This is a genomic window from Aeromonas rivipollensis, assembly GCF_010974825.1.
Lineage (GTDB): Bacteria > Pseudomonadota > Gammaproteobacteria > Enterobacterales > Aeromonadaceae > Aeromonas > Aeromonas rivipollensis.
The window spans coordinates 66,397-82,879 of sequence record NZ_JAAILA010000026.1 but is presented as its reverse complement, the minus strand read 5'-3'; the positions used below and the strand labels follow the sequence as shown (position 1 = coordinate 82,879).

14 protein-coding genes and 3 tRNA genes are annotated in these 16,483 nt (G+C 61.4%); 11 read left to right on the top strand and 6 right to left on the bottom strand.

The features are described 5' to 3' along the window. Window positions 1–33: 33 nt before the first annotated feature. Both pqiB and G4923_RS15390 read right to left on the bottom strand, forming a co-directional pair. Complete coding sequence (gene pqiB, locus G4923_RS15395) at window positions 34–1,680, bottom strand: intermembrane transport protein PqiB (protein ID WP_163137595.1); 1,647 nt, start codon at window positions 1,678–1,680, stop codon at window positions 34–36. Continuing rightward, on the bottom strand, window positions 1,673–2,944 hold the full coding sequence (locus G4923_RS15390; RefSeq protein ID WP_163137594.1) for a paraquat-inducible protein A: 1,272 nt from the start codon (window positions 2,942–2,944) through the stop codon (window positions 1,673–1,675). Before G4923_RS15390 ends, pqiB begins: the two co-directional genes overlap by 8 nt. Before the next feature lie 323 nt (window positions 2,945–3,267). On the opposite strand from G4923_RS15390, the gene hfq reads away from it, so the two are divergent. Continuing rightward, on the top strand, window positions 3,268–3,627 hold the full coding sequence (gene hfq, locus G4923_RS15385; protein ID WP_106885723.1) for an RNA chaperone Hfq: 360 nt from the start codon (window positions 3,268–3,270) through the stop codon (window positions 3,625–3,627). 135 nt (window positions 3,628–3,762) lie between these two features. On the opposite strand, the gene G4923_RS15380 is transcribed toward hfq, so the two are convergent. The 3 genes from G4923_RS15380 to dapA all read right to left on the bottom strand — a co-directional run bounded on the left by G4923_RS15380 (window position 3,763) and on the right by dapA (window position 7,119). After that, window positions 3,763–4,353: an HAD family hydrolase gene (locus G4923_RS15380; RefSeq protein ID WP_163137593.1), complete on the bottom strand. Its 591-nt coding sequence runs from the start codon at window positions 4,351–4,353 to the stop codon at window positions 3,763–3,765. A 157-nt stretch (window positions 4,354–4,510) separates the two neighbouring features. Further along, entirely contained in the window at window positions 4,511–6,151 is a 1,641-nt protein-coding gene (locus G4923_RS15375) for a GGDEF domain-containing protein (RefSeq protein ID WP_163137592.1), read from the bottom strand. Between the two features lie 95 nt (window positions 6,152–6,246). After that, complete coding sequence (dapA, locus tag G4923_RS15370) at window positions 6,247–7,119, bottom strand: 4-hydroxy-tetrahydrodipicolinate synthase (RefSeq protein ID WP_042648184.1); 873 nt, start codon at window positions 7,117–7,119, stop codon at window positions 6,247–6,249. A gap of 278 nt (window positions 7,120–7,397) precedes the next feature. Here dapA and rsmC point away from each other — a divergent pair, with 278 nt between their 5' ends. From rsmC to G4923_RS15335, 7 genes are all read left to right on the top strand, one after another. Then, window positions 7,398–8,426 (top strand): 16S rRNA (guanine(1207)-N(2))-methyltransferase RsmC, encoded by a 1,029-nt coding sequence (gene rsmC, locus G4923_RS15365; RefSeq protein ID WP_163137591.1) that lies wholly within the window; start codon window positions 7,398–7,400, stop codon window positions 8,424–8,426. Between the two features lie 106 nt (window positions 8,427–8,532). Further along, complete coding sequence (glgC, locus tag G4923_RS15360; protein WP_276208954.1) at window positions 8,533–9,792, top strand: glucose-1-phosphate adenylyltransferase; 1,260 nt, start codon at window positions 8,533–8,535, stop codon at window positions 9,790–9,792. Further along, window positions 9,782–11,242 carry a glycogen synthase GlgA gene (gene glgA / locus G4923_RS15355; protein ID WP_163137589.1) on the top strand — a complete coding sequence of 487 codons (1,461 nt, stop codon included), beginning with the start codon at window positions 9,782–9,784 and terminating at the stop codon, window positions 11,240–11,242. Before glgC ends, glgA begins: the two co-directional genes overlap by 11 nt. A 116-nt stretch (window positions 11,243–11,358) precedes the next feature. Continuing rightward, window positions 11,359–11,444: transfer RNA gene (locus tag G4923_RS15350), tRNA-Leu, on the top strand. 51 nt (window positions 11,445–11,495) lie between these two features. After that, window positions 11,496–11,581, top strand: a tRNA-Leu gene (locus G4923_RS15345). A gap of 70 nt (window positions 11,582–11,651) precedes the next feature. After that, window positions 11,652–11,737, top strand: a tRNA-Leu gene (locus tag G4923_RS15340). A gap of 102 nt (window positions 11,738–11,839) precedes the next feature. After that, window positions 11,840–12,106: a late competence development ComFB family protein gene (locus tag G4923_RS15335; protein WP_163137588.1), complete on the top strand. Its 267-nt coding sequence runs from the start codon at window positions 11,840–11,842 to the stop codon at window positions 12,104–12,106. A gap of 8 nt (window positions 12,107–12,114) precedes the next feature. Here the strand turns inward: G4923_RS15335 and G4923_RS15330 are convergent, their stop codons facing one another. Beyond that, window positions 12,115–12,324, bottom strand: coding sequence for a hypothetical protein (locus G4923_RS15330; RefSeq protein ID WP_041206801.1), 210 nt, complete (start codon window positions 12,322–12,324; stop codon window positions 12,115–12,117). A gap of 303 nt (window positions 12,325–12,627) precedes the next feature. On the opposite strand from G4923_RS15330, the gene nhaC reads away from it, so the two are divergent. The 3 genes from nhaC to G4923_RS15315 all read left to right on the top strand — a co-directional run bounded on the left by nhaC (window position 12,628) and on the right by G4923_RS15315 (window position 16,410). After that, window positions 12,628–14,037: a Na+/H+ antiporter NhaC gene (gene nhaC / locus G4923_RS15325; protein ID WP_163137587.1), complete on the top strand. Its 1,410-nt coding sequence runs from the start codon at window positions 12,628–12,630 to the stop codon at window positions 14,035–14,037. A gap of 105 nt (window positions 14,038–14,142) precedes the next feature. Next, window positions 14,143–15,066 (top strand): LysR family transcriptional regulator, encoded by a 924-nt coding sequence (locus tag G4923_RS15320; RefSeq protein ID WP_106885714.1) that lies wholly within the window; start codon window positions 14,143–14,145, stop codon window positions 15,064–15,066. 198 nt (window positions 15,067–15,264) lie between these two features. Further along, window positions 15,265–16,410 carry an ABC transporter substrate-binding protein gene (locus G4923_RS15315; protein ID WP_111911028.1) on the top strand — a complete coding sequence of 382 codons (1,146 nt, stop codon included), beginning with the start codon at window positions 15,265–15,267 and terminating at the stop codon, window positions 16,408–16,410. Window positions 16,411–16,483: the final 73 nt, after the last annotated feature.

The following is a 16,483-nucleotide window of genomic DNA, read 5'->3' as shown; positions in this document are numbered from 1 at the left end:
CTCGATTAAGGGTTGGCAAAGTCAGGGACATCATTATTTTCCTCGCTTGGGCTCAGGATCCTGGGGATGGGAGCGGTCGAAGATCAGCGAACTGGGCTGCTCGTTCAGTGAATGGACCAGGGGTTGCAACTCCCCCATCAGCTGATTGAGAGACTGCACCGACTGACGCAGCTCCTGGTTGGTCTGGGAGCCGGCATCATAGGCCTGCATTGTCTCCTGCAACTGCTTGAGGCTCTGGTTGAGCGACTCGGGCAACTGCTGGGTCGAACGCTGACCGGTGAACTGCTCCAGATTGGCACTCACGGCCTTGATGTGCTTGAGGGTCTTGTCCAGGGTCGCCAGGGTGGTATTCACCTGCGTCAGCGTGGTGGCCATGTCCATGTCGACGAACTTGTCGAGGATGAGGTTCACCTTGCGCTCTATCTGATCCAGCCCGGCCTGCACTGTCGGGAACACCTGATAGCCTGCCAGCTTGATGGGCTTATAGGCGGGGGCATCCGGATAGAAGTTGAGATCCACCACCTTGCCGCCGGTCAGCAGACTGGACGTCTTGAGACTGGCCCGCAATCCCTCCTTGAACTGCTTGCTGAACAGGGCACGCCACTGCTCCCGCTCCGCATTGGCGTAGCGATGGGAGAGGCGCTGCACCTCGATGCGAGCCAGCACGGGGATCTGCCGGCTCTGGAAGATCTGCACCCCCTTGTCGTCGATGAGGTAGGGGGCAGAGATGACGGTGCCGACCCGGATGCCGCGGTACTGCACCGCCGCCCCGGGGTGCAGGCCACCCACGTTGTCCTCGAACAGGAAGACGTAGTCGATGAACTGATCCAGGCTACCGGCCAGCACGCTCGCCTCGTCCTGGAACAGGGTGAAGCTGTCCATCTGCTTGACCGGCTCACCGGGTGTCCAGCCTGGCGGCAACCCCATGGTGATGCCGCCGTCAAGCAGGCTCTCCAGCGAGTCCATCTTCACCTTCATCCCCTCACTGCTCATGGAGACCTCGAAGCCCGGCGTCAGCCAGAAGCGGGAGTTGCTGCTCACCAGGATGTCGTAGGGGGCATTGATAAAGAGCTGGTACTGCATCTCGCTCTTCTCGGGCAGGAACTTGGCCTCTTCTATCTGGCCTATGGTGAAGCCCTGATAGCTGATGGGAGAGCCGACCCCCAGGGCACGCGCATCGCGGCTGCTGAGGGAGAGCCTCAGCCCCTTGGCGTCCACCGAGGCGAGCGGGGGCTTGTCCAGCATGGCGTATTCACCGCGCGCCTTGCCCTTCTTGCCCGGGGCGAGTTCGATGTAGGCCCCGGAGAGCAGGGTGCCAAGACCCGACACCCCTTCCCGTCCGACCCTGGGTTTGACCACCCAGAACTGGCTGTCCTTCTTTAGCATGCCGGCGGCGGCATTGGTCAGACGAGCCTTGAGCACCGCATGGCTGTAGTCGTCGCTGAGCTCCACCGCCTCGATGCGACCCACTTCCACCTCACGGGAGCGGATCACCGTCTTGCCCGCCACTATGCCCTCGGCGGTGGCGACCGTCAGGGTGAAGCTGGGGCCCTGTGAATACCAGTGCTGGAACAGCATCCAGGCTCCGATGAACAGCGCCAGCAGTGGCACCATCCAGATAGCGGCGGCCGAGCTCATAAAGTCAGAGCCCGGTTTCCACCTCGTCTTACGCTCACTCACGTTCGCGCTCTCCTTGTTGTAAATCCCAGATCAGGCGGGAATCGAAACTCATGGCGGCCACCATGGTGATTAAAACGACCCCGGCAAAAGCAATGGCCGCGGGGCCCGGGTAGATGGTCATCAGATTATCGAGCCGGATGAGGCCAGCCAATATGGCCACCACAAAGACGTCGATCATCGACCAACGTCCCACAAATTCGGTCATGCGATAGAGCTTGAGCTTGCCAAGGGGAGAACCGACCCGGCCACGCTGCACCATGTAGCAGAGCCACAGCAGTGCCAGTATCTTCACCAGGGGCACCACCACGCTGGCGAAGAAGATCACCGCGGCTATGGGGTAGGAGCCCATGGCCCAGAGCAACACCACACCACCCATGATGGTGGAGGGAGTGTCGTCCCCCAAAAAGACGGTGTCCATGATGGGATAAAGGTTGGCAGGGATATAGAGGATCACCGAGGTGATGAGCAGTGCCCAGGTGCGGTTCAGACCGCCTGGTTTGCGGTGATGGAGACGATCGCCGCAACGGGAACAGCTATGGGCATCGCCGTCATTGAGCGCGCCGCAGATGTGGCAACCCACCAGCCCGCACGCCAGGGCACTGGCCTCGGGATCCAGTTCCCTCACTTCGGTCGTGCCGAACAGCCGCTGCCACAGCCACATCCGGTCCAGGGACGAGATCATCTTGATCAGCAGCACCGTGTAGCCCACGAAGGCCCAGAACGAGAGCCCCATCTTGACGTCCGCCATGCCCATCAGCTTGACCAGGGAGATGAGCACCCCGATGAGGAAGACATCCACCATCAGCCAGGGTTTGATCCGGCACAGCAGTCGGCCGAGGGAGCGCAGGGCATTGCTGTGCAGATCCTTGTCGAGCCGCCACAGCACCAGCATGATGGAGCCGATATAGACCAGTGGCAGGCCGATCAGGGTCAGGCTCAGCACGGCCCCCAGAAACAGATAGCCCTGATCCACCAGGGTGGTGATGCACTGCAGGAAGGTCATCTCCTGCCCCACTCCCTTGGCCGAGAAGGACATGAAGGTGAAGGCATTGGAGAGCACGAACATGATGAGCGCCGCAAAGCCGTAGGCGATGGGCCTGCGCTCCTGCTGCGGCAGGTGTGCACTCAGGGTGTGACCGCAACGGGGACAGCTGCTCGTCTCCCCCACGGCCAGCGCGGTGGCCGGCACCAGCAGGTCACACTCTTCGCACGCGGTCGCGTCATGGGTATAGGTAATTGGGTGTTGGTGTGAAACCGGATGCAAGATAAGACCCCAGCATGAGGCCGCGAACGGCCAGAGGCGCCAATTATTGCAGCCACCGCCGCTAACCACCAGCCCTGTTCATGTACAGGGCCTTAAGGGACGCGAGATACATGGGCATAGGTGCGACCTGGAAAGGGGGTCTTGTCGCATCGATCGACTCTGCATCCAGGGAAGAGGGGCATATTTATCTGCAGATTTGCTCAAGCCCATGCACATCAGCCCCTGTTCACCGATGCTTTGGCGGCGGGGTGAGAATGACTTTGACAAGCCTGTGACCATTTAGCACAATCAAACGCCACTTTTTTTCCGCGGGACAATAATTTATGACAACTGAATCCCCAAGCTACTCCACCATCGAGCAGGCCTTCTCTCTTGGGAACGGGCAAGATTCTGCCCTCAACTGGTTGCGCAAGAACCGCAGTCAGGTCGCCATCTTCCTGGTGAGCGGCATCAAGCTGGAGGGGACCATCAGCGGCTTCGACCAGTACAGCGTGCTGTTGACCGATGCCCATGGCAATCAGCAACTGGTCTACAAGGCCAAGATCTCCACCATCGCCATGCACTCAGGTCGCCCGGCGGTCAGCATCCAGCGCGCCCGCAAGCCACGGGTCTCCATGGCCCCGCGCCCCCACGGCGGCCCGAGCCGTTATGACGACAATCAGGGCGGTAGCAGCGAGCAGTGATGCTCGCCTCCTCCTCGCTCTGAGCTCGCCGCAGCGTCAATCTGTGACGACGCGCATCCCCACTCTCATGTCATGCCTGTCCCGTATGAGAGTGGGTCTTCTCCCCCAGGCGGCCTCGATGACCAGCCCGTTTGCTCAGTAGGTCAATCCGACCGGCTTCCCTTCCTTGACCATGCATACCCGCATGCCCGCGGCCTCACCGGCCTGCGCCCCTATGCCCGTGTCCTCGAACACCAGACAGCCCTTTGGCTCGACTCCGAGTCGCTGTGCCACCAGCAGGAAGGTATCCGGGTGGGGTTTGTGCAGCTCCACATCGTCGGCGGTCACCACCACGGGGAAGTAGCGATCCAGCCCGGTATTGCGCAGCACGGCCTCGGCATTGATGCGGGGTGAACCTGTGCCTATGCCCATGGGGATGAGGCCGTGATAGCGCCTGACCAGATCCAGCATGGCCGGGAAGGGGGTCGCCTTGTGCAGGTTGGCCACGTAGTGCTCCGTCTTGCAACGCGTCACCACCAGCGGATCCAGCGCTATCTGCTGCACCTCGGCCACCAGCAAGGCTATCTTGCGACTGGGCATGCCACCCAGCTCATAAAACCAGTCGGCATCGAACTGAAAGCCAAACTCGCGGGCGGTATGCTCCCAGGCGGCCAGGTGCAGGGACATGGAGTCCACCAGGGTGCCGTCGAGGTCGAAGACCAGGCCTTGAAATCCGGAGAGGGTCATGGTGCAGGATCTGTCTGTGGAAAATGGGCCCCCATTCTAGCCAGACCCGTGGATCATCGCCACGCATCAAGGGGCGAGAAACGCTTGCGACCACATTTATGCCGAGGAAGAGGGCCGCCCCCTGATGCCGCGACAAAGGAGAGAGGGCGGGCCCGAGTCAGCGATAGGCCAGGGTACAGGCCCGCCCCTGGGACTTGGCGTGATAGAGCGCCTGATCCGCCTGCTCGGTCAGGGTCTGCCACCCCTTGTCCGAGGAGGGGATCAGATAGCTGAAGCCGATGCTGACGGTGAGCGTCGCCGCCACCCGGGAGGCCGGATGGGGGATCTGCAGGGCTTCCAGTCCCTGGTGGATCTGCTCCGCCAGTCGCTCCGCCTCCCCGGGTTGCGGGGCGCACAGCAGGATCACGAACTCCTCGCCGCCATAGCGGGCCACCAGATTGGTGCGCCGCCGCTCCGTCTCCTGCAGCAGGGCCGCGACCCGTTGCAGGCACTGATCCCCCTTGCCATGGCCGAAGTGGTCGTTGTAGGACTTGAACTCATCCACGTCTATCATCAGCACCGCCAATACCCCCTGATGGCGACGCGCCCGCTCCCACTCCCGCTCCATGGTGATGTCCCATTGACGGCGGTTGGCGATCCCGGTCAGGGGATCCTCCAGCGACAATAAGGAAAGACGCCGGTTGGCCTCCTCCAGCGCCCGGTTGGTGTCGGCCAGCTGCCGGGTCCGCTCCTGCACCCGCAGCTCCAGCTCACGGTTGAAACGCTCGAGCGCCGCCTGAGTGCGCTGGCGGATCAGCAACTGGGAGAGCACGGCGGCATACTGCTTGAAGATCTCGCTCTGATACGCCTTGAGCGGGCGACGCCAGAGCAGGTTGTCGGCGGCGATCCAGCCGATCGGGGTAGTGCCGTCCCAGAGCGACACCATGGCATTCCAGCCGCGCCCCACCTCCTGCTTCTCGTAATAGAGCGGGGTGTCTTCCAGCACCAGCACATAGTCCTTGCGGCGCAGCGCCTCCTGCACCGTGGGGTGCTCCGGAATGGGGCTGATGAAATGGCGCTCGTCGATGAGCTCACCCGCCTCGTTGGTGCCCCAGGTCCCGTGCATGGTCTTGAATTCACTGTCCGTCAGGAAGATGGCGATGCGATCGAACTGCAACTCCTGGCGTGCCAGCACCACGGCATCGTGCAGCAGGCGATCCTCGCTGTCACAGCGCGACAGCTTGACCCCCACCTGGTGCAGCGCCTGCAGCATGCTGAGGAAGGAGTCCTGCAGGGCCTGGCTGCGGACGAGGTCGGCCTGGGTATGGATCCGCTGATCCCGCTCCAAATCGACCTGACCGGCGAGCCGCCGACTCTCCAGCTCGGCGGCGAGGTAGTGCATCAGCAGTTGTATGCTCTGCTGCTGGCGCCTTGGCAGGCGATCGAGGCGGCGCCGGGTTTCCAGATAGACCACGGCCTCCAGCCCCTTGTGGCGTTTGAGCGGGAAGCAGGCACGCAGGCGCGGGGCCTCAGGCTCGACGCTCTCCCAGATGGCGCTGGACGGCGCAATGGGCTCTACCAGCAACTGGCCGAGATCGAGGGAGCGCTCTATGAAGAGGAGGGGCAGGTCGAGGGAGCTGAGCAGATCGGCGCTCAGGCAGAGCAAGCCCTGCTCGGGCCTGTAGTGATAGAGCTGGGGCGTCGGCGCCCGCAGCCACAGATAGATCTGCTCGGCCTCGGTCTTTTCTCTGACCGCGGCCAAGGTCACTTCACAGAGATGTTCAAAACTGGTGAAGTGCTCTGGATCCCATTCTTGCATGCCAATTCATCCTTGGTTGTATCCAAGCGAGTATATCGGCAAAGCCTGGCCATTAATTGACCTGGCAGTCAAAAGCGAGATCCAGAGCCCAGTTTTTACAACAGATTCAACGCCTGCATGGCGGCGCGGATCCGCTCGCGGGTGGCGTCAGACAGCGGCATCACCGGCAGACGGCACTCCTCGCTGCACAGGCCCAGCAGGGAGACCGCGTACTTGGCGCCCGCCGGGCTTGGCTCGGCGAACATGGCCTGATGCAGCGGGATCAGCTTGTCCTGCAGCTCGCGGGCAGCTTGCCACTCGCCGGCCAGGGTCAGGTTCTGGACCTCGGCCACCAGCTTGGGGGCCACGTTGGCCGTCACCGAGATGCAGCCCTGACCACCACCGATGTTGTAGGCGACGGCGGTGGCGTCTTCACCGGAGAGCCAGGCAAAGGGTTTCTTGATGAGCTGGCGTTCGGTCCAGGGGCGGGCCAGATCGCCGGTGGCGTCCTTCACGCCGGCGATGCGCGGCAGCTCGGCCAGCCGGGCCAGGGTCGCCGGCTGCACATCGACGATGGCGCGGGGCGGAATGTTGTAGACGATGATCGGCTTGGTGGTGGCGTCGTGGACCGCCTTGAAGTGGTGGAACAAGCCTTCCTGATTCGGGCGGTTGTAGTAACCGGCCACATGCAGGGTGGCATCCGCCCCCATCTGCTCGGCGAAACGGGTGTATTCAATGGCTTCGACCGGGTTGTTGGAGCCCGCACCGGCGATGACAGGGATCCGTCCCGCCACCTGCTTGACCACCAGCTCCACCACCCGGCAATGCTCGTCGTGGGTCAGGGTCGGGCTCTCCCCCGTGGTACCGACCGGCACTATGCCATGGGTCCCCTGCTCTATGTGCCACTCCACCAGGCGAGCCAGTGCGGCCTCGTCCAGCTGGCCCTGTCGAAATGGGGTGATCAGGGCAACTATCGAACCTTGAAACATGGGATTTCCTTCTCCTAAACAGATGGATTGGTCAATAAAAAGCCCCGGTACGGGGGTCGCTACCGGGGCTTGAATCGTCTCAGGGATGAGAGGTTACGCGCGCACGCCAGCAGGCCCGAATGTCAGGCTGTGTTTATGCTTTCGTTTCGATACGCATGACCGCATTGCATCATCTCTGGATAAATAAGGTGTCTGGGCATATTTCGGGAACACAGCATAAATGTCAAGGCGAAAGCGGCCATGTATAATGGCCGCCCAAAAAAGCGTGGAGAGTCCCAATGAGCCGTCCTGTCAGTGCCGTCAGCCAGATGCTGGAACGTAATCAAGCCCTCTTTGTCGGCAAACGGCTGTTGGTGTGTGGCGCCCTGGAAGATGATTACCCTCGTCAGCTGGCCGAGCTGGCCGACTCCCTGACGGTCTTCACCACAGACTACTGCTATTTCCTCAGCCAGCAGGCGGCCCTGGGTGAGCGCATCCTGTTCGATCACCAGCTCGGCGGTGCTCCTCGTTTCGATGCCCTGCTGCTGCTGATGCCCAAGGCCAAGGCCGAGGCGCAATATCTGCTGGCCATGATGGCGCCGCTGCTCGAAAGCGGTGCAGACCTGTTCCTCGCCGGCGAGAACCGGGGTGGCATCAACGGGGCAGACAAGCTGCTGGCCCCCTATGGCGAGAAGCCGATAAAACGCGACTCCGCGCGCCGCTGCTCCCTCTATCACGGCGAGCTCGGCAAGCCGGTCGCCCCCTTCGAGCTGGATGCCTGGTTCAGCCGCTATGAGTGCAAGGCCGGGGATACCGAGCTGACCGTCATGGCACTGCCGGGGGTCTTCAGCGCCGACGGCCTGGATCTCGGCAGCCAGATGCTGCTGGCGAGCCTCCCTCCCATGCAGGGCAAGCTGCTCGACTTTGGCTGTGGCGCCGGCGTCATCGGCTCCATCTTGGCCAAACGCAACCCGGCATTGACGGTGAACATGGTAGACATCAGCGCCCTGGCGCTCGAGTCCAGCCGCCGCACCCTGGCGGTCAACGGCTTGCAGGGGCGAGTCTATGCCTCTGATGTCTATTCCGATATTGCCGAAAGATTCCAACATATCGTCTCGAATCCCCCCTTCCATGCCGGGCTCAAGACCTTCTATGCCGCCACCGAAACCTTCCTGGCAAGGGCCCCCGAGTTTTTGACCGCCGATGGCGCCCTGACCATAGTCGCCAATGCCTTCCTGCGTTACCAACCTATACTGGATACGCACTTCAAACGGACCGAAGTGATAGCCAGCGATGGCAAATTCAAGGTGTATCTGGGCAAAGCCTAAATAAGTGCAACGGTTGTAATAAAACAAGTAGAGAGTGCCAGACGGGATCTGCTAAGGTACCGAGAAAACGTTTACCACCCCTTTAGGGGTGTTTTTTCGCGGCAACATGAAAACCTTTTCAAAGTATGAATTCAGGGAGAGAAATACGATGGCAGGCATACTCACCATGATATTGGCTGGCGGCGAAGGAACCCGACTCCAGCCACTGACCACCACCCGCAGCAAGCCCTCTGTCCCCTTTGGCGGCAGCTACCGTTTGATCGACTTCGTGCTCAACAACTTCGTCAACGCCGACTTCCTGCGCATCTATGTGCTCACCCAGTTCAAGTCCCAGTCCCTCTACCTGCATATGAAGAAGGGCTGGAACATAGTCGGCATCACGGATCGCTTCATCGATCCCATTCCGGCCCAGATGCGGATGGGCAAACGCTGGTATGACGGCACCGCCGACGCCATCTATCAGAACCTGCGCTTCATCGAGATCTCCGACCCCGAGCACGTCTGCATCTTCGGCTCCGACCATATCTACAAGATGGATGTGAGCCAGATGGTGACATTCCACAAGCAGAAGGCCGCCGCCCTCACCGTGGCGGCCCTGCGCATGCCCATAGAGGAGGCGAGCGCCTTCGGGGTGATCGAGGTGGATCAGGAGGGCCGCATGATAGGTTTTGAAGAGAAACCCAGGCATCCGAAGCCCATCCCCGGGGATCCCACCCAGGCCCTGGTCTCCATGGGCAACTACATCTTCGAGACCGAGGCGCTCTACCGCGAGCTCAAGCGCGATGCCGCCGAGGAAAACTCCAGCCACGATTTCGGCAAGGACATCATCCCCAGCCTGTTCCCCCGCGCCCCCGTCTATGTCTACGACTACAGCACCAACGTCATCCCCGGTGAGAAGCCCAACGTCTACTGGCGCGATGTGGGGACCCTGGATTCGTATTGGCAGGCGCACATGGATCTGGTGGCCGACGACACCCCCTTCTCCCTCTACAATCGCAAATGGCCGCTGCACACCCACTACCCGCCCCTGCCCCCCGCCACCTTCATCGACACCGATGAGTGCAAGGTCAAGATTGCCAACTCCTTGATCTCCGGCGGTTGCTTCATTCAGGGCAGCCAGATCCAGCGATCCATCCTGGGTTTTCGCTGCAACATAGGCCCCTGCAGCCACATCAGCGAATCCGTGCTGCTCGGGGATGTGAAGATAGGTGAAGGCTGCTCAATTCGACGCGCCATCATCGACAAAAACGTTGAAATTGCACCCGGCACCGTGATCGGTGAGAATCTGGACCATGACAGAGAGCGATTTACCGTATCCGAAGGCGGAATCGTCGTGGTACCTAAGGGAGCAAGAGTTGGCTATTAACCCACTGAAAGTCCTGTTTGTAGCCTCTGAGGTTGAGGGGTTGGTGAAGACCGGGGGCCTGGCGGATGTGGCCAAGGCCCTGCCGCAGCATCTCGCCCGGGGGGGTCACGACGTTCGCATCATCCTGCCCTTCTACAAGACGCTCAAGCGCCGGGACGAGGCCGTTCTTCTCGCCTCGCGCTGGTTGCCCACCCCTCAGGGGCGGGACGACATCAGCTATCGCATCTATCAGCTGGAACTGGACGGGATCTGCGTCTATCTGCTCGATTGCCCACCCTATTTCGAGCGGCCCCAGCTCTATGCCGAGAACAATCAGGCCTACCCCGACAACGGCGAGCGTTTCGCCTTCCTGGCGGCGGCGGCCCTGCACGCCTGCGAGCAGCTGAACTTCGCCCCTGACATAGTTCACTGCAACGACTGGCACACCGGCCTGCTGCCGCTGCTGCTCAAGACGCGCCACGCTCACAATCCCTTCTTCCAGCGCACCCGGTCGGTCATCAGCATCCACAATGCGGCCTTCCAGGGGGTGTTCGATCGCCAGCAGTTCTGGGCCGTGCCGGAGATCCAGGACTACGAGCAACGCATCAACTACGACTACGGTCACATCAACCTGCTCAAATGCGGTGTGCTCTATGCGGACAAGATCAATGCGGTCAGCCCCAACTACGCCAGCGAGCTGCTGACCCACCTGGGTGCTCACGGCATGGCCAGCGTGTTCCAGCAACGGGCGAGCGACTTGCGCGGCATCCTCAACGGCTGTGACTATCAGGATTGGGATCCCGCCTTCGATCCCCTGCTGCCCGCCACCTATGACGCCGACCACCTGGCCGGCAAGCACGCCTGCAAACGGGCCCTGCAACAGGAGACGGGGCTGCCCGTCGGCAACCTGCCCATCTATGGCATGGTGTGCCGACTGACCGAGCAGAAAGGGGTGCACCTGCTGATCCCGGCGCTGGACAAGTTTTTGCAGCATCAGGTGCAGGTGGTGATCGTCGGTTCCGGCGATCCCTCCCTCGCCGCCCAGTTGCAGACCATAGCCCAGCAACATCCCGACAGGTTCGCCTTCATCAACGCCTATGACGACCGTCTGGCCCACCTGGTGGAAGCGGGCGCCGATTTCTTCCTGATGCCCTCCCTGTTCGAGCCCTGCGGCCTCAACCAGATGTACAGCCTGGCCTATGGCACTCTGCCGCTGGTGAGAGCCGTCGGCGGACTCAAGGATACAGTGGTGGACTGGGACGCCGATCCGGAGCACGCGACCGGGTTCTGCTTCAACGATCCCACCGCCAGCACCTTGCTCGATGCCATGCGCCGCAGCCTGCTCCACTACCTGCAGGAACCGGAGCGGTTTGCCCGCGTGCAGCAAAATGCCATGCACACCCGCTTCGACTGGGCCGACTCCGTTCCCCTGTACGAGCAGATGTATCAGGACGCACTGGCCCCGGTGTGACCCAGATTGCTGAAGTTTTGTGCCCTTGATACGGCTTTATCCGTCAACAGCGAAAAAAGTCCCCTTTGGCTGTTGACGGCCCCCCAAAACTCTATAGAATCCCCCACCGCAGTGATGCGAAGGTGGCGGAATTGGTAGACGCGCTAGCTTCAGGTGTTAGTGTCCCACGGATGTGAGGGTTCGAGTCCCTCTCTTCGCACCATACTGCAACATGCTCCATCGATGGCATGTAAAACAAGATTGATGACAATGTGCGAAGGTGGCGGAATTGGTAGACGCGCTAGCTTCAGGTGTTAGTGCCCCCCGGGTGTGAGGGTTCGAGTCCCTCTCTTCGCACCATGATTCTGACATGTAAACACAGAGCAATGCGCTCCAACAGCATTTAAAACCAGCTGGAGAAAATCAGTGTGCGAAGGTGGCGGAATTGGTAGACGCGCTAGCTTCAGGTGTTAGTGTCCCACGGATGTGAGGGTTCGAGTCCCTCTCTTCGCACCATTCATTCTGCAAAAGGCCCATCACGAAAGTGACGGGCCTTTTGTTTTTGCCCCTGCCATGGCTATGCTGTTGAGGATGCCATGCCACCACAGGGGTTTTCCCATGATCCTGGATACCGACATTCACAACTTCTATGAACATCTGGTGCTCAAAGAGATAGAAAAACAGGGACTTAACCAGACGCTGACCCCCTACCAACTGGCCGATCTCTGCTGCCTTACCCTCAATCAGCTCCCCTCTCACTACATACGCCACAACGTCGACATGATCTACTTCACCACGGATGCCGAACGCACCGAGATGGAGCAGAAGGTCATGACCTCACTGCGCCTGGCCTATGACAAGATCCAGGCCGTTCCTTCCCGCTGAGCGCTTTCCTATAGCCAGCTTTGCTGCCAGAGCAGGGTGACGACCCCCGTCATGCCCGCGACCGGCAGCAGGATCAGCGCCGGCCTCAGCCTGGGTTCCAGCATGACCCAGGCTGCCAGCAAGAAGCCCAGACTCCACAGGCCGTACGCCTTGTCCTGACCCCAGCCCAACACCGCCAGCAAGGCTGCCAGCAAGAGACACCGCACTATCCAGATCATGATGATGCTACCCACAGAATCAAACGATAACAATTATCGTTTGTGATTATGAGGAGTGCAATCGGACTTCTCTATGAGTTTTGGCTATTTGCCCTGCATCCGCCTGATAATCAAAAAAAGCGCCGATGAGATCAACTAATGAGTAGATTTATCAAACATTAATGCATTTTTGCTAAATAAGTTGGGATTTTGCGCCCCGGGTTTGTGGTAGATTGCGGCCTCTTTTTGGGCGGCCCCTCGGGATACGTGTATCCACAGGACGAGAGGGACCGACCTTGGCGAGCAAGAGTTTAGGAAGTATCTATGCAAAACCAACAAAACCACATCCGATTACCTGGCATGGCGCAGGTGTTTGCCTGCCTGGCCATTTTTCTGGCCCTGGCCTTTTCGTTCACCAGCGTGCTCGATCTGCCGATCCAGCTGGCGCTGTTCATCGCCTGGTTCGTCATCATGGGGCTCGGTATCCGGCTAGGTCATGATTACAAATCCCTGGAGCAGGCCGCCGTCGACGGCGTCGCCAAGGGGATGGGAGCCATATTGATACTGGTCTCCGTCGGCGCCCTGGTCGGCACCTGGATCGCCGGCGGCATAGTCCCCAGCATCATCTACTTCGGCCTCAAGGTGATACACCCCTCCATCTTCCTGCTGGCGACCCTGATCATCTGCTCCCTCACCTCCCTGGCCACTGGCACCTCCTGGGGCTCTGCCGCCACCGCCGGTATCGCCATGATGGGGATCGGCCACAGCCTCGGCGTGCCTGCGCCCCTGGTGGCCGGTGCCGTGCTCTCCGGCGTCTACTTCGGTGACAAGCTCTCCCCCCTCTCCGACTCAGTGGTGCTGGCGTCGACCATGTCCAACGTCGACGTGGTGGAGCACATCAAGGGGATGCTGCCCATCAGCCTCTTCTCCTACGTCATCACGGCGGCCCTGTTCACCGTGGTCGGCATGCAGTACTCCGGCAACGTCAGCCTGGAGCAGGTCAATCTGGTGATGGAGGCCCTCGACAAGCAGTTCAACATCACGCCGCTGGCCATAGTGCCGGTGATCCTGGTGCTGGGCCTGCTGGCGAACCGCAAACCCGCCTTCCCGGTGATCAGCTTCGGCGCCCTGCTGGGTCTGGTGTGGGCCATCCTGTTCCAGGACATGGACCCGGTCAAGGCGATGCACTCCGCCTACAGCCCGTTCGCCATCACCTCAGGGGTCGACTTCATCGACAACATCCTGGGTCGCGGCGGCATGGAGTCCATGCTGGGCTCGGTGGCCGTCATCATCTTCGGTTTGGGCTTTGGCGGCCTGCTGGAAAAGGTCGGCATACTGGCGGTGATCGCCAGTGCCTTCGAGAAGCGCATCAACAGCGTCGGCAGCCTGACCAGCCACACCATAGGCACCGCCTTCCTGGCCAACGTGTTCGGCTCCGCCATGTATGTGTCGCTGATCCTGACCCCCAAGATCATGGCCAAGAACTACGACCGGCTGGGACTGGCGCGCAAGAACCTCTCCCGCAATGCCGAGTTCGGCGGCACCCTCACCTGCGGCATGGTGCCCTGGAGCGACAACGGCATCTTCATGGCCGGGGTGCTGGGGGTGGCCACCCTCGACTACCTGCCCTACATGTGGCTCAGCTTCACCTGCATCATAGTGACCATCACCCTCGCCTACCTGGGCAAGGCGGTGAACCGGGTGCCGGTGATCGAGGCAGCCAGCTCCCGCTAACAACAGGAAAAATAATGATAAAGGCGCCATCACGGCGCCTTTTGCTTGGAGGAAGTTCGGGGTTAAGCTGGCAGCCAACCTCGTCGCCCGTGGCAGGATGCCCAGATGAATTTTACCTTTCGCCAGATCCGTTACTTCGTGGCGGTGGCCGACAGCTTCTCCGTGAGCCGCGCCGCCGCCGAACTGCACATCTCCCAGTCGGCGGTCACCAGCGCCATCCGCGAGCTGGAGACCGAGCTCGGCGCCGCCCTGTTCGAGCGCAACCCGCGCGGCGTCACCCTGACGGCCCAGGGCCACCAGTTCCTGCTCCATGCCAGGCGCATTCTCGGCGCCATGACCGAAGCCGGCCAGTCCCTCAAGGCGGTTGCCCAGCAGGATCAGGGGCAGCTCACCATAGGGGTGACCACGCTGGTGGCCGGCTACTACCTGTCGGAGGCGATCGGCCGCTTTCGCCGTGCCTTTCCGGCGGTGCGCATCGAGGTGAAGGAGGATGAGCAGCCGTTTCTGGAGCATCAGATCGTCAACGGCGAGGTGGACGTGGGGATACTGATGACCAACCGCACCATACGCCAGGAGGCGTTCGATACCGAGCTGCTGACCCGTTCCCCCCTGCGGCTCTGGCTCGCCGCCAACCACCCCCTCTGCGCGGAATCGACCCTCTCCCTCAAGGCGTTGGGGGACGAGCCCATGATCTCGCTCACCGCCGATCAGCTGGATCAGATCATAGGGGCCGGCCTGCGCCGCTACGGCATATCCCCTCGCACTGTGCTACGCACCGCCTCGGTGGAAGCGGTGCGCAGCCTGGTGGCGAGCCAGCTCGGGGTCGCCCTGCTGCCGGACTTTGCCTATCGCCCCTGGTCTCTGGAGCAGGAGCGGGTGGAGGCCCGCCCCATCAAGGAGCCCATCCCCGCCATCGACATCGGTCTGGTGTGGCGCCGCGGCTCGCGGCTCGACTGGACCGCCCGCGAGTTCATCGACATAGCGCGGGATCAGAGCCGGCTGCGGGCCCGCCAGCCGGTCTCCCGCTAGCCGGCACCCTCAGGGTGATCGCCGTGCCGTCATCAAAAACAAGATTCATCTGCACTCGATATCGATTTGGCAGATACCTCTGGCGTTAAAAATTGAAATTCTCATTACCACTGCCTTCTCCTACGCTCATGACTGGTTAACAGGATGTTAATTGCCATTGCAGTATCGCATGGCTCCAGATCATGCAAGGAGAGCAAGATGAAACTGACCCCCCTGACCCTGGCCCTGATCCCCGCCCTGCTGGCAGGCCAGACCCAGGCCGCCCCGACCGAGCTCGGCAAGGGTGAAGGCCAGCTCAATATCGTGGCCTGGGCAGGCTACGTAGAGCGTGGCGAGACCGACAAGAACTACGACTGGGTGACCGGCTTCGAGAAGGAGACCGGCTGCAAGGTCAGCGTCAAGACGGCCGCGACCTCGGACGAGATGGTGGCCCTGATGAACGAGGGGGGCTTCGATCTGGTGACCGCCTCCGGCGACGCCAGCTTGCGCCTCATCGCGGGGGGCAAGGTGCAGCCGCTCAACCTGGCCCTCATCCCGAGTTACGGCAAGATAGATCCCCGCCTGCAGAATGCCCCCTGGCACACAGTGGAGGGCAAGCACTACGGCGTCCCCTACCAGTGGGGCGGCAACATCCTGATGTACAACACCAAGGTATTCCCCAAGGCGCCCGACTCCTGGTCCGTGGTGTTCGAGGAGCAGACCCTGCCGGACGGCAAGTCCAACAAGGGGCGGGTCCAGGCGTTCGACGGCCCCATCCACATCGCCGATGCCGCCCTCTATCTGATGACCCACCAGCCGGCACTCGGCATCAAGGATCCTTACGAGCTGAACGAGGAGCAGTACAAGGCCTCCCTCGATCTGCTGCGCAAGCAGCGCCAGCTGGTGGGGCGCTACTGGCACGACGCCTTCGTCCAGATAGATGACTTCAAGAACGAGGGGGTGGTGGCCTCCGGCTCCTGGCCCTTCCAGGCCAATGCCCTGATCGCCGACAAGCAGCCCATCGCCACCACAGTGCCCAAGGAAGGGGTAACCGGCTGGGCCGACACCAGCATGGTGCACAGCGAGGCCAAGCACCTGACCTGTGCCTACCAGTGGCTGGAGCACTCCCTGAACAACAAGCTGCAGGGGGATCTCGCCTCCTGGTTCGGCTCTGTGCCCGTGGTACCCGCCGCCTGCGAGGGCAATGCCCTGCTGGGCAAAGAGGGCTGCAAGACCAATGGCATAGAGAACTTCGACAAGGTGCACTTCTGGCGTACCCCTGTCTCCCAGTGCAAGAGCCAGGGGACTTGTGTGCCTTACTATCGCTGGGTTTCCGACTATATCGCCATCCTGGGTGGCCGCTGAGTCCAGGCAGCCCACACCAGCAAATCGCCCCACCACAGGCCGGGGGGAGACCCGGCCCTGTTCGATGACAAGG